This window comes from Streptomyces sp. NPDC059917, assembly GCF_042730635.1.
Lineage (GTDB): Bacteria > Actinomycetota > Actinomycetes > Streptomycetales > Streptomycetaceae > Streptomyces.
Genome location: NZ_JBHWLC010000010.1, coordinates 75950 through 89471, shown reverse-complemented (window position 1 = coordinate 89471; position 13522 = coordinate 75950). Strand labels below are relative to the sequence as shown.

Sequence of the window (13522 nt, the reverse complement as noted above, 5' to 3'; positions counted from 1 at the left end):
CCTCCCAGACTTCCAGCACCAGGACTGACACCCCATGTTCCGTACCGCCCTGCGCAACGTCCTCGCGCACAAGGCCAGGCTGTTGATGACGGTGCTCGCCGTCACCCTCGGCGTCGCGTTCGTCTCCGGCACCCTCGTCTTCACCGACACCCTCAAGAAGTCCCTCAGCAGCCAGTCCGCCAAGAGCTACGACGGCGTCGCCGTCTCGGTCACCTCCTACGGCCAGACCCGCGGCGACGACGGCCAGAAGGAGGGCGAGCCCGGCATCAGCCAGGCCACCCTCGGCAAGGTCTCCCAGGTCGCGGGCGTCGCCTCGGTCACCGGCCGGGCCACCGGCTTCGCCGGCGTCGGTGACGAGAACGGCAAGCTCATCGGCCAGGGCTGGTCGAACAAGGGCTCCAACTTCGCCCCGGGCAAGGACGGCAAGGACCCGCGCACCAGCTTCACCCAGGGCGCGGGCCCGACCCGGGCCGACGAGATCGCCCTCGACAAGGACAGCGCGGCCGCGGGCAACTACAAGGTCGGCGACAAGGTCCGCGTGGCCACCACCGGCCCGGTGAAGGAGTACACCCTCAGCGGTGTCTTCGCCACCGAGGACGGCGCGGTCAAGGCCGGCGGCAGCCTGGTCCTGTTCACCACCCCCGTCGCGCAGGAGCTGTACGTCAAGCCCGGCTTCTACGACGAGCTGACGGTCGCCGCCAAGGCGGGCACCTCCGCCGACGCGCTGCTCACGGACATCAAGCCGCTGCTCGCCAAGAACGCCCACGCCCAGACCGGCGCCGCGCTCGCCGAGAAGCAAGCCAAGGACATCCAGCAGGGCCTGGGCGGCATGAGCAACATGCTGCTCGCCTTCGCCGGCATCTCCCTCTTCGTCGGCGTCTTCCTGATCTACAACACCTTCACCATGCTGGTCAGCCAGCGCACCAAGGAACTGGCCCTGCTGCGCGCCGTCGGCGCCGACCGCGGCCAGGTCATGCGCTCGGTGCTCTCCGAAGCCTTCGTCATCGGCCTCATCTCCGCCACGATCGGCCTGGTCACGGGCATCGGCCTGGCGATCGGCATGCGCTCCGCGATGAACGCCTTCGACGCCAAGCTGCCGGGCGGCGACCTGGTCATCGCCCCCTCCACCTTCGTCTCGGCCCTGGTCATCGGCATCGTCGTCACCGTGGTCGCCGCGCTGCTGCCCGCCTGGCGCACCGGTCGGATCGCCCCGGTCGCCGCGATGGGCAGCGCCCACCTGCCGGCCTCCGCGAAGTCCCTGGTCGTCCGCAACGTCATCGGCTGCGTCATCGGCGCGATCGGCTTCGGCCTCGTCTTCCTCGGCGTCTCCCAGGGCGCCGACGGCCGCTGGACCATCGCCGGCGGCGCGTTCTTCCTGATCATCGGGCTGATCGTGCTGCTCCCGCTGCTGTCCCGGCCGGTCATCGGGGCGCTGCGCCCGCTGCTGGAGAAGGCCTTCGGGGTCCCCGGCAAGCTGGCCGCGCAGAACGCGGTGCGCAACCCGCGCCGCACCGCCGTCACCGCCGCCTCCCTGGCCATCGGCCTGACGCTGGTCACCTCGCTCTCGGTGCTCGGCATCACGATGGGCAAGGCCATCGACCGGATGAGCACGGACAAGATCACCGCCGACTACCGGGTCGCCCTCTCCGACGGTGTGGGCGGCGGCGGACTGAACAAGTCCGTGACCGACACCCTCGCCAAGGCGCCGGGCATCAAGGAGGTCTCGCCGGTCACGGAGAACTCCGTCAAGATCAAGGGCGACTTCCAGCCCGTCTCCGGCGTCAACCCCGCGACCATCGGCAACATGCTGAACGTCGAGGTCACCGCCGGCTCGCTGAGCAGCCTCGGCAAGGGCGAGCTGGCGGTCTCCGACAAGGAGGCCAAGAAGCGGAACCTCTCGGTCGGCTCCAGCCTCGACGTCCAGTACGACGACGGCCAGAAGGCCACCGTGAAGGTGGGCGCGCTCTACAAGGGCGTCGACGACCTGGTCTCGACGTTCCTGGCCGACAACAAGGTCATGGCCTCCCACGCCGACGAGCAGTACACCCGCTGGGTCTACGTCAACACCGAGGGCGGCGCCTCGAAGGCGGCCCAGCAGAAGGTCATCGACGCGCTCGGCAAGAACCCGGCGATCACCGTCGCGACCCAGCAGGACATGCGCGACGAGATGGGCGCGATGATCAACATCGCCCTGAACATCATGTACGGCCTGCTCGGCATGGCGCTGATCATCTCGGTGCTCGGCGTCGTCAACACCCTGGCGATGTCCGTCTTCGAGCGGACCCAGGAGATCGGCATGCTGCGGGCGATCGGTCTCGACCGCAGCCGGGTCAAGAACATGATCCGCCTGGAGGCCGTGGTGATCTCGCTCTTCGGCGCGATCCTCGGCGTGGGCATCGGCGTCTTCCTCGCCTGGGCGATCGGCTCCACCCTCTCGAAGACGATCCCCGAGTACGCCCTGGTCCTGCCCTGGGACCGGATCGGCATCTTCCTCCTGCTCGCCGGTGTGGTCGGCGTCCTGGCCGCCATGTGGCCGGCGCGCAGCGCGGCCCGGCTGAACATGCTGACCGCCATCAAGACCGAGTAGCCCGGCTCCGCCGACACGGGGACCGGCCGAAGGGCCCCGCGACCACCCGGTCGCGGGGCCCTTCGCCGTGGGCGCCGCGCCCGCTACTCCCGCCACTCCCGCGTGCGCCGCGCCAGTCCCGCGCTCCCGTCCGCGGGGGTGCGCACGGCCAGCACCTGGTTCACCCCGAGCCGGTTCTGCTCGAAGCCCAGGGCGGAGGCGGCCATGTACAGCAGCCAGACCCGCGCCCGGCCGGGCGAGGTGAGCCCGACCGCCCGCTCCCAGTTGTCCTCCAGCCGGGCGACCCAGGCCCGCAGGGTCAGCGCGTAGTGCTCGCGCAGCGCCTCGACGTCGCGGACCTCGAAACCGGCCCGCTCCAGCTCGCCCACGGTGACCGCGATCGGGGACAGCTCCCCGTCGGGGAAGACGTACGCGTCGATGAAGGGGTCGATCCGGTACGCCGCCTCCCGGACCGCGTCGGGCTCGGGGCGCCGCGCGATCTGGTGGTTGAGCAGCCGCCCGCCGGGGCGCAGCAGGGCGTACAGGTCGCCCGCGTACTCGCGGTAGCGGGCGGAGCCGACGTGTTCGGCCATCCCGATCGAGGAGATCGCGTCGTACGGCCCGTCCGTGACGTCCCGGTAGTCCTGGACCCGGATCTCGATCCGGTCGGTCAGGCCCTCCTGCGCGATCCGCTTGCGGGCGTAGGCGGCCTGCTCGCGCGAGAGGGTGATGCCGGTGGCCCGCACGCCGTACTCGCGCGCCGCGTGCAGGGCCATCGAGCCCCAGCCGCAGCCCACGTCGAGCAGCCGGTCGCCGGGGCGCAGGGCGAGCTTGCGGCAGACCAGGTCCAGCTTGTCGTGCTGCGCGCCCTCCAGGTCTCCCCCGGGGCTCCAGTAGGCGCAGGAGTAGACCATGGAGGGGCCGAGCACCAGGGCGTAGAAGTCGTTGCCGACGTCGTAGTGGTGGCTGATGGCCCGCCGGTCGCGGCCCCGGGTGTGCCGGGCCCCGCCGCGGCGGGGGACCTCCTCGCCGGGCGGGGCGGGCGGGGGCAGCGGCCCGGCGAGCGCGAGCAGCTCCCGCAGCGCGGTCCGGACGGCCCCGTCGCGTACGGTCCCCAGCGCCCCGGAGGCCGCGGTCAGCGCCCCGCGGACGCGGCCGGTGGGCGGCGGGGCGGCGCCCGGGTCGGGGGCGCGCTGCCAGAGCAGCCCCGAGACCCGGTCGAGCAGGTCGTAGAGATCGCCCTCGACGGTCAGGTCCCCGGAGACCCAGGCCCGGGCCAGGCCCACTTCGCCCGGCTTCCACAGCATCCGGCGCAGGGCGCGCCGGTGGTGCAGGACGAGCACGGGTCCGGATCCGGGGCCGTCGGGCGGACCCGCCTCGCTGCCGTCCCAGGCCCGGATCCGGACGGGCAGGGGGGCACCCAGCAGGGTCTCGGCAAGAGCGGCCAGCCGCGGCGCGGCGTCGGTCATGGCGCACACCTCCAGTAAGGCTCCGACCTTTGCCTCTACCCACCGCGCACGGCGGGTAAGCGGGCCGCGACACGCCGTGGCGCGGGCCGGAAGCACCGAAGGGGCCGCCCGCACCACGGATGGCGGGAGGCCCCTTCGGGGTCGTACTGGGATGTTTCCGGTCAGGCCCGGGTCAGGAAGCCTTGGCCTTCTCGGCGGCGGGAGCCGCCGCGGCGGCCGGAGCCGGGGCCGGCTTGGCGGCCTCGTAGAACTCCTCGCGCGGGGTCTCCAGAGCGCCGAGGGAGACGACTTCGCGCTTGAGGAACATCGCGAGGGTCCAGTCGGCGAAGACGCGGATCTTGCGGTTCCAGGTCGGCATGGCCATGCCGTGGTAGCCACGGTGCATGTACCAGGCGAGCCGGCCCTTGAGCTTGATCTTCATGCCGCCCATGACGATCATCGCGACGCCCTTGTGGAGGCCGAGGCCCGCCACCGCACCCTTGTTGGAGTGCGAGTACTCGCCCTGCGGGAAGCCCCGCATGCCCGAGATGACGTTGTCCGCGAGGACCTTGGACTGGCGCAGCGCGTGCTGGGCGTTCGGCGGGCACCAGGCGTTCTCGACGCCGGCCTTGCGGGACGCCATGTCCGGGACCTGGGCGTTGTCGCCCGCGGCCCAGATGTAGTCGGTGCCGGTGACCTGGAGGTCGGCGCCGGCGTCGACGTGGCCGCGCGGGCCCAGCGGCAGGCCGTAGCGGGCCAGCACCGGGTTGGGCTTGACGCCCGCGGTCCACACGAGGGTGTTGGAGTCGACCTCGAGGCCGTTCTTCAGCACCACGTGGCCGTCCACGCAGGAGTCCATGGACGTGTTCAGGTAGATCTCGATGCCGCGCGACTCGAGGTGCTCCTTGCCCCAGGTGCCGAGCTTGGGCCCGACCTCGGGAAGGATCTTGTCGGCCGCGTCCACCAGGATGAAGCGCATGTCCTCGCGCTTGATCGTGGTGTAGTACTTCGCGGCGTCGCGGGCCATGTCCTCGACCTCGCCTATGGTCTCCGCGCCGGCGAAGCCGCCGCCGACGAAGACGAAGGTGAGGGCCTTGCGGCGGACGTCCTCGTCCGTCGTGGACTCGGCCTTGTCGAGCTGCTCGAGGACGTGGTTGCGCAGGCCGATGCCCTCTTCCACGCCCTTCATGCCGATGCCCTGTTCGGCCAGGCCGGGGATCGGGAAGGTGCGGGAAACGGCGCCGAGCGCGATCACCAGGTAGTCGAAGGGCAGCTCGTACGCCTCGCCGACGAGCGGCGTGACGACGGCGACCTTGCGGTCCTGGTCGATGCTGGTGACCCGGCCGGTGAGAACCTCGGCCTTGGGCAGCACGCGTCGCAGCGGGACGACGACGTGCCGAGGCGAGATGCTGCCTGCGGCCACTTCGGGGAGGAAGGGCTGGTAGGTCATGTACGAGCGCGGGTCGACGACCGTGACGGTCGCCTCGCCGTAGCGCATCTTCTTGAGAATGCGCTTGGCTGCATACAGGCCTACGTACCCACCGCCTACAACGAGGATCCTGGGACGCTCCGTGGTGCTCATGGAACGAGTATCCAGCACCCGAAGGGGGGACGCTCGTGAGCCCCTTCACAAGGTGCTAGGACCCCTCTGTTACACTGCGCGGCCCACGTGACGGAGGTCATGTCGCGAAGGGGGAACCACCGCGCCGCGGGAGTCGTTGTCCACCCGCTCTGAACTGGCACTCCGGCCTATCGACGGGGTAGACCACGCCTCTCGTGGATACCTACGGAGCGCCCCCGCGGCCGTCCTCGATTCAGACGAACACCCTCACGAAACAGGCCCGTCGGCCTCGAAATGCCATCCAAAGGGCCCTCGATGAGCCCATCGGCCTTCTTTTCCTTGTGAAGAACTTCACGAACTTCATGTGGACGACGGGACTTTCACCGCCCGAAGAGGGCCCTACGACCCCCCGACCAGCACGACTGTGCACCCCGCCCGGGCCGGGCCCGGGCGGGTGCGCGGTGAGGGGGGGCGGTTACGCCGTCGCGCGGGCGGCGCTCCAGGCGATGCCGTCGAGGATGTCGTGTTCGGAGACGACGACCTCCTTGGCGCCGGTGCGCTCCATGATCGCGCGCAGCACGAGGGCGCCCGCGCCGATCACGTCGACGCGGCCCGGGTGCATCACGCCGATCGACGCGCGCTCCGCGTGCGTCAGGGTCAGCATGCGCTCGCTGACCTCGCGGACCGCCTCGTAGGAGATCCGGCTGTGGTGGATCGCCGTCGAGTCGTACTCCGCCAGGCCCAGGGCGATGCCCGCGACCGTGGTCACCGAGCCCGCCAGGCCCACCAGGGTGCGCGCCTCGCCCAGCGGCACCGTCTCGGCGGCCAGGTCCAGCGCGGCCTCGATGTCGGCCCGTATGGCGGCGACCTGCGCCCCGGTCGGCGGGTCGGTGACGACCCCGTCGACGACCAGGTGGCGTTCGGTCATCCGGACGCAGCCCACGTCGACGGAGCGCGCGGCGCGCACGTGCTCCTCGCCGACCACGAACTCGGTCGAGCCGCCGCCGATGTCCACGACGAGGTACGGCTTCGCGAGGTCGTCGCGGCCCGTCAGCTCCTTGGTGGCGCCGGTGAAGGAGAACTCCGCCTCCTGGTCACCGCTGATCACCTCGGGCTCCACGCCCAGGATGTCCACGACGCCCCGGACGAACTCGTCCCGGTTCTCCGCGTCGCGCGAGGCCGAGGTGGCCACGAAGCGGATCCGTTCGGCGCCCAGCTCCTCGATCACGGCGGCGTACTCGCGGCAGGCCGCGAAGGTGCGCTCCAGCGCCTCCGGCGCCAGCCGCCCGGTGCGGTCCACGCCCTGGCCGAGCCGGACGACGATCATCCGCCGGTCCAGCTCGATCAGCTCGCCGGTCTCCGGGTCGCAGTCGGCGACCAGCAGCCGGATGGAGTTCGTACCGCAGTCGATGCCCGCGACCCGGATCACGCGTCCGCCTTCTCCGCGCACGGGGTGACGCAGGCGCCCTTCGCCCACCACTCGGGCAGCATCGCCAGGGCCTCGTCGCCGAAGGGGTTCACGCCCGGGCCCGCGGCCAGCGAGTGGCCCACCAGCACGTGCAGGCACTTCACCCGGTCGGGCATGCCGCCCGCGCTCGGGAAGCCCTCCAGCACCTCGATCGCGTCGCGCCGGGTGATGTAGTCCTCGTGCGCGGCCCGGTAGGCGGCGGCCAGCTCCGGGTCGGTGGCGAGCCGGGCCTGCATCTCCTTCATCACGCCGTTGGCCTCCAGCGTGCCGATGGCACCGGCGGCCCGCGGGCAGGTCAAGTAGTACAGCGTGGGGAACGGCGTGCCGTCGGGCAGGCGCGGGGCGGTCTCCACCACGTCGGGCTGCCCGCAGGGACAGCGGTGCGCGATGGCGCGCAGTCCGCGCGGCGGGCGGCCGAGCTGCTGCTCGAACGCGGCGATGTCCGCGTCCGTCGGCTCGGTCCGTGCGGTCTGGGGCGGGGGCGTCTGCATGCCTGGGGTGCGTCTTTCAGTCGAGAGGTCGGTCGGTGAACGTCAGTCGGCGGGCCGGTCGGCCTTGTCGATGCCGTCCCAGACGTTCGAGTACCAGGGCCGGTCGGCCGTCGCCGTACCGGTGCGGCGGTGCTCCGCGGCCTCCGAGTCGACCATGGTGAAGCCGATCTCCCCGGGGCGCACGTAGTGCAGGTGCTTGCGGGCCTGCTGCTCGGCGTACGCGCGGTCCTGCCAGCGGGCCTTCTCGTCGCGCAGCTCGTCCAGCCGCTTGCGCGCCCGGTCGGCGGCCTGCTGCTGGTCCGAGATCTCCGAGCGCTGGGAGACGTACTGGCGCATCGGATAGGCGAGGGCGACGACCAGGGTACAGAGGACGAGCACCAGCAGCGCGGCCCGCCCGGTCAGTCGGCTGCGCCGGACCTGGCGCCGCGACTGCGAGCGGTACACGTGGGCCGCGGTCCGCTCGCCCAGCTGCTTGAGCCTGGTCGCGGTCGAGAAGGTGGAGAACCGATCACGGTTCCCGGCCATTGACTCCGCCTCCCCTGTACCCGCACACAGCAATACGTCCCCGCACACGGTACGGGACCGAGCGCGGGGACGTACGGAGGCTGTCGGGCCCCGCGGGGATGAACCCCGCGAGGACCCGTCCGGCAGCCCCTCCGGAAGGCGATCCGGAGGGGATCAGCCCTTGAAGCGCGGGAAGGCGGAGCGGCCCGCGTACACGGCGGCGTCGTCGAGGATCTCCTCGATGCGCAGCAGCTGGTTGTACTTGGCGACGCGGTCCGAGCGGGCCGGGGCGCCGGTCTTGATCTGACCGCAGTTCACGGCGACCGCGAGGTCGGCGATGGTGACGTCCTCGGTCTCGCCGGAACGGTGCGACATCATGCACTTGAAGCCGTTGCGCTGGGCCATCTCGACGGCGTCCAGGGTCTCGGTCAGCGAACCGATCTGGTTCACCTTCACGAGCAGGGCGTTGGCCGAGCCCTCTTCGATACCGCGGGCGAGGCGCTCCGGGTTGGTGACGAAGAGGTCGTCGCCGACGATCTGGACCTTGGCGCCCAGCTTGTCCGTGAGGACCTTCCAGCCGGCCCAGTCGTCCTCGTACAGCGGGTCCTCGATGGAGACCATCGGGTACGCGGAGACGAGCTCCTCGTAGTACTCGGTCATCTCGGCGGCCGAGCGGGACTGGCCCTCGAACTCGTACTTGCCGTCCTTGTAGAACTCGGACGCGGCGACGTCGAGCGCCAGCGCGATGTCCTTGCCCGGGACGTAGCCGGCCTGCTTGATGGCCTCGACGATGAGGTCGAGCGCGGCGCGGTTGGACTCCAGGTTCGGGGCGAAGCCGCCCTCGTCGCCCAGACCCGTGGAGAGGCCCTTGGTGTGCAGGACCTTCTTGAGGGTGTGGTAGACCTCGGCGCCCCAGCGCAGGGCCTCGGAGAAGGACTCGGCGCCGATCGGCGCGATCATGAACTCCTGGATGTCGACGTTGGAGTCGGCGTGCGACCCACCGTTGAGGATGTTCATCATCGGAACGGGCAGCAGGTGCGCGTTCGGGCCGCCGAGGTAGCGGAAGAGCGGGAGGTCCGAGGCCTCGGACGCGGCGTGGGCCACGGCCAGGGAGACGCCGAGGATCGCGTTGGCGCCCAGGGAGCCCTTGTTGTCGGTGCCGTCCAGGTCGAACATGGCCTGGTCGATCAGGCGCTGCTCGGTGGCGTCGTAGCCGACGAGCTCCGGGCCGATCTGCTCGATCACGGCGAGGACGGCCTTCTCGACGCCCTTGCCGAGGTAGCGGTTGGGGTCACCGTCACGAAGCTCGATGGCCTCGAATGCACCGGTGGAGGCGCCGGACGGAACTGCAGCACGGCCGGTGCTGCCGTCGTCGAGGCCAACCTCGACCTCGACCGTGGGATTGCCTCGGGAGTCCAGGATTTCCCGGGCTACGACGACGTCGATGGACGGCACGAGCATCTCCTTCTGGGATGTGACGCTGGGTGTGCGGTGGCGTGTCAGGCCGTGGGATGGCCTTGCCGCCTAGAGCCTAACCGGCTCCGGGCACTCGGCCAGCCGAGCAACCGCTCCGTGGGACGAAAAAGGGTCTGAATACCCCTCTTACAGGACATACGGAAGGGCCGGCGGACGGCCGAAGGATCGCCCCCGCCTGCACGAACGCCACCGCCCGGCGCGTGGGGGGAGACGCGCCGGGCGATGGCGAATTATGCGTACCGCGAAGTCCGCACGGCAGGGCCGCGCAGCGTCACAGCCGGTGTTACCGCAGGATTCAGCTGAGCTTCAGCTTCTGACCCGGGAAGATCAGGTCGGCGTCCGGCACGGTGTCCTTGTTCAGCTCGTGCAGCTTCTGCCAGCCGCCCTTGACGCCGTTCGCCTGGGCGATGGTGCCGAGGGTGTCACCGGACTTGATCTCGTAGGAGCCGGTGCCCGTCTTGGGGGCGGTCGACGGGGCGCTCTTGGTCGGGGCCGGGGTCTCGGCGCGCTCGGAGCGGGTGACCGGGGCCTCGGGGCGCTTGGTCTCCTGCTTCGACTCGCTCTTCGACTCGGTCTTCTTCTCGACCTTCTTCTCCGGCTTGTTCTGCTTGGGGGTCTCGGCCGAGCCGCCGTTGTAGGCGGAGTTCGACAGGCCCACGCCACAGGACGGCCACGCGCCCTTGCCCTGGCCCTTGAGGACCTTCTCGGCGATGGCTATCTGCTGCGCCTTGGTGGCCTGGTTCGCCTGCGGGGCGTACGCCTTGCCGCCGTACGCGGCCCACGTGGAGGACGAGAACTGCACGCCGCCGTAGTAGCCGTTGCCGGTGTTGATGGACCAGTTGCCGCCGGACTCGCACGCGGCGACGGCGTCCCACTGGGAGGCGGTCGCGGCGCTCGCGGCGCCGGCGGTCATCAGCGGAGCCGCCACGGCGACACCGGCGACACCGACGAGGGTGACGACACGGGTGGCCTTGGAGGCGCGACGGTGCTTGCCCTTGCCGGAAAGCAGCATGGTTTTCTCCTCACCGACGCCTGCGAAGTGAGCTGTCGGGTTCGGGCGGATGAGTTGCCCGGTCGCGCACCGAGGTGCGCGGCTTAACCCCAAGCCGGTTCCGTGACCATCTCTCAATGGCCGGTTCCGGCACTTACCTTGGTTCCCCCGCTCCTGCCTTCGGCGCTTGCGCGACGTGTTCCCTCCGTCCGCCGGCAGGATTCGGCGATGCGGTCGAAGGAGCCCGCGGTGGCGAGCGATTCAGAAGGTAGACAGGTCTCTCCCCGATGTTCAACGAGGGACATCGGGGAGAAACGGGCCCTACTTGCGCTCCCGGGAGGGGTGTTTGCCCAGGTGGGAGCGGGGTTTGGGGCAGTCACCGAGCAGGACACGCCAGTTGGACGGAAGAGATGCATGTCTCATTTGCACGAAAGGGACATACCTGGCGATCTTCGCGCCCGAAGTGCCCCTATTTATGGCTTAGATCGAGATTCTGCCCCGGGGTGATCAGGTCGGCGTCATGCCCGATGACCTGCTGATTGGCCTTGTAAAGGGCATTCCAGCCACCCTCGACCCCTTCGGCCTTCGCAATGTCCGTCAGATTGTCGCCGGCCTTCACCGTGTACGTCGGTTCGGACGCGGCGTCAGAGCCGACCGGCGCCTCCGCGGCGGGCGTTCCGCGGTGCTTTCCACCGGCTCCGGCCGTTTCGCCCTGCGGAACGGCGGCCGATCCGGACGGGGTCGTCGGCGTCGTGGAGGGCGTCGGGGCCGTGGGGAGCGCGGTGTTGGACGGGGACGTCGTCGGACCGGTGGGGACCGCCCCGCCGCCGGGCGCGGTCGGAGCGGGCGTGCCGGTGGACCCCGTCGGGGCGCCGGGGCCGCCGGAAACCGGAGCCGGGTCCGGCATGACGGGCAGTACGGAGGTCAGCGGGGACTGCGGCATCGCCGCGAAGTCACCGGGCGCGGGCGCGCCGGTGGCTCCGGGGATGTGCCCGGTGGAGGTCGGCGTGGCCGCCGGGGCCGGTGCGCCGGCGAGCGAGCCGGGCGCGGGGGACGCGGATCCCTCGGGTCGCACCGGGCTCGGCGCGACGGAACCGGAACGTCCGGGAACACCCGGGTCGACCGTGGCCGCCGGGCCGCCCCGGGTGAGACCGGAGGACTCCCCGCACAGCGGCCAGGCCGTCGGTCCCTGCGCGGCGAGCACCCGCTCGGCGATGGTGATCTGCTGCGAGCGGCTGGCCAGGTCGGGGCGCGCCGCGAACTCCAACCCGCCCGCGTTCTTCCACTGGTCCAGGGTCAGCTGGAGTCCGCCGTAGGACCCGCTGCCGAAGTCGGCGCTCCAGGTGCCGCCGCTCTCGCACTCGGCCACCGAGTCCCACGTGGTGGTCTCGGCCGCGCTCGCGCCGGAGGCGGCGAACAGCGGTAGGGCGAGTGCGGAGCCTGCGACTCCGGCGGTGACGACGAGTGCGGGGACCTGACGGGGGCGTCTGTGGCGGCCGTTCCCGGAACGCATGAGGGTGGACCTTTCGCGTGGCGGCGGGGGGCGACGCGAACCTAGCCCGGTTCGAACGCTTGTCACAAGTCGATGATGCGCAGATCACGTCAAGGTCACAGAGTTGACTGTGGGTCAGTTGTGGCGCCCGGGACGGGTCATTCCGCTTCCGGAACGTTTGGGGTTGTGAACCTGACGGGAAGCGTGCGCAGGCCACGCATGATCAGTCCGCCGCGCCAGCGCAGCTCCTCGGGGGGAACGGCCAGTTCCAGATCCGGCAGACGCGTCAGCAAAGTCGCGAGGGCCGTCTGACCCTCCAACCGGGCCAGCGGAGCGCCGATGCAGTAATGGATGCCGTGTCCGTATCCGAGGTGCTGGTTGTCGCTCCGCGAGAGGTCCAGGGCGTCCGGATCGTCGAACCGCGCGGGGTCGCGGTCGGCCGCCGCGAGCACGACGAGCACCGGATCCCCCGCCGGGATGTCCTGGCCGCCCAGGGTCAGCGGCCGGGTCGCGTAGCGCCACGTCGCCAGCTCCACGGGACCGTCGTAGCGCAGCAGCTCCTCGATCCCGGTCTCCAGCAGGGCGCGGTCCCCGGCGGCGAGGGATTCCTGGAGGAGCGCGCGCTGATCGGGGTTGCGGAACAGCGCGTAGGTGCCGTTGCCGATCAGGTTGATGGTGGTCTCGAACCCCGCGAAGAGCAGCACGAAGCACATGGCGGTGGCCTCGGCCTCGGTCAGGTGGTCCCCGTGGTCGCTCGCCCGGATCAGGTCCGAGATGAGGTCGTCGCCCAGATCGTCCCGCTTGCGGTGGATCAGCTCCCCGAGGTAGGCGCGGATCTTCTTCACGGAACGGGCGACCCCGCCGCGCGGCCCGCCGCCGTGCCGGATCATCATCCCGGCCCAGTCGCGGAAGTCGTCCTGGTCCTCGCGCGGTACGCCGAGCAGCTCGCAGATGGCGTAGATGGGGAGCGGGAAGGCGAACTCGTGGATGAGGTCGGCCTCCCCCTTCCGCGCGAAGGCGTCGATCAGGTGGTCGGTCAACTCCTGCACCCTGGGGGCGAACTCGGCGACCCTGCGCGGGGTGAACGCCTTCGACACCAGGCGGCGCAGCCGGGTGTGGTCCGGCGGGTCGATGTTCAGCAGGTGGGTCATCAGGCCCGCGCTGCGCTCTCCCGGGATGCCCGTCTTGCCGGGCTCGGCGTGGTGCACCGGGTTCTTGCTCAGCCGCTGGTCGGCGAGGGCCTGGCGGGCGTCCGCGTACCGGGTGACCAACCAGGCCTCGACCCCGCTGGGGAGCGTGGTGCGGTGCACGGGCGCGTGCTCGCGCAGCCAGGCGTAGGCCGGGTAGGGGTCGGTCGCGAACTCCCAGGTGAAGAGTTCGGGGCCGCCGACGGGGCAACCGCCCTCGGGGGCTGCGGCGGAGGGCTCGGCGGACGGCTCGGCGGGGGTCCGCGGGGGCTGCGCGGGGGTCTGCTGGTGCACCAGGCGACCGTACCCCGCCCCTCGCCGGTCATCCCATATGACTG

The 13522-nt window shown here is 71.0% G+C and carries 10 protein-coding genes and 1 riboswitch; of the genes, 1 reads left to right on the top strand and 9 read right to left on the bottom strand.

Annotated elements, in window-relative coordinates:
• Positions 1-34: 34 nt before the first annotated feature.
• Entirely contained in the window at positions 35-2587 is a 2553-nt protein-coding gene (locus ACFWAR_RS08825) for an ABC transporter permease (RefSeq protein ID WP_385774570.1), read from the top strand.
• A gap of 83 nt (positions 2588-2670) precedes the next feature.
• Here the strand turns inward: ACFWAR_RS08825 and ACFWAR_RS08820 are convergent, their stop codons facing one another.
• The 9 genes from ACFWAR_RS08820 to ACFWAR_RS08780 form a co-directional block, all read right to left on the bottom strand.
• Complete coding sequence (locus ACFWAR_RS08820) at positions 2671-4035, bottom strand: class I SAM-dependent methyltransferase (RefSeq protein ID WP_385774568.1); 1365 nt, start codon at positions 4033-4035, stop codon at positions 2671-2673.
• Positions 4036-4207: 172 nt separating this feature from the next.
• Positions 4208-5596: an NAD(P)/FAD-dependent oxidoreductase gene (locus ACFWAR_RS08815; RefSeq protein ID WP_385774565.1), complete on the bottom strand. Its 1389-nt coding sequence runs from the start codon at positions 5594-5596 to the stop codon at positions 4208-4210.
• Between the two features lie 454 nt (positions 5597-6050).
• Positions 6051-7004, bottom strand: coding sequence for an exopolyphosphatase (locus ACFWAR_RS08810; protein WP_385774563.1), 954 nt, complete (start codon positions 7002-7004; stop codon positions 6051-6053).
• Positions 7001-7534, bottom strand: coding sequence for a DUF501 domain-containing protein (locus ACFWAR_RS08805; protein WP_385774560.1), 534 nt, complete (start codon positions 7532-7534; stop codon positions 7001-7003). The genes ACFWAR_RS08810 and ACFWAR_RS08805 overlap by 4 nt, the downstream gene beginning before the upstream one ends.
• A gap of 42 nt (positions 7535-7576) precedes the next feature.
• Entirely contained in the window at positions 7577-8059 is a 483-nt protein-coding gene (locus tag ACFWAR_RS08800; RefSeq protein WP_385774558.1) for a septum formation initiator family protein, read from the bottom strand.
• 153 nt (positions 8060-8212) lie between these two features.
• A complete protein-coding gene (eno, locus tag ACFWAR_RS08795; protein WP_354382948.1) occupies positions 8213-9499 on the bottom strand; it encodes a phosphopyruvate hydratase in 1287 nt (428 codons plus the stop codon).
• Between the two features lie 310 nt (positions 9500-9809).
• Positions 9810-10526, bottom strand: a complete 717-nt coding sequence (locus ACFWAR_RS08790; protein ID WP_385774556.1) for a transglycosylase family protein — start codon at positions 10524-10526, stop codon at positions 9810-9812.
• A 2-nt stretch (positions 10527-10528) separates the two neighbouring features.
• Positions 10529-10701: riboswitch (cyclic di-AMP (ydaO/yuaA leader) on the bottom strand.
• Between the two features lie 273 nt (positions 10702-10974).
• Positions 10975-12018 carry a transglycosylase family protein gene (locus ACFWAR_RS08785; RefSeq protein ID WP_385774555.1) on the bottom strand — a complete coding sequence of 348 codons (1044 nt, stop codon included), beginning with the start codon at positions 12016-12018 and terminating at the stop codon, positions 10975-10977.
• A 137-nt stretch (positions 12019-12155) separates the two neighbouring features.
• Positions 12156-13478 (bottom strand): cytochrome P450, encoded by a 1323-nt coding sequence (locus ACFWAR_RS08780; protein ID WP_385774554.1) that lies wholly within the window; start codon positions 13476-13478, stop codon positions 12156-12158.
• Positions 13479-13522: the final 44 nt, after the last annotated feature.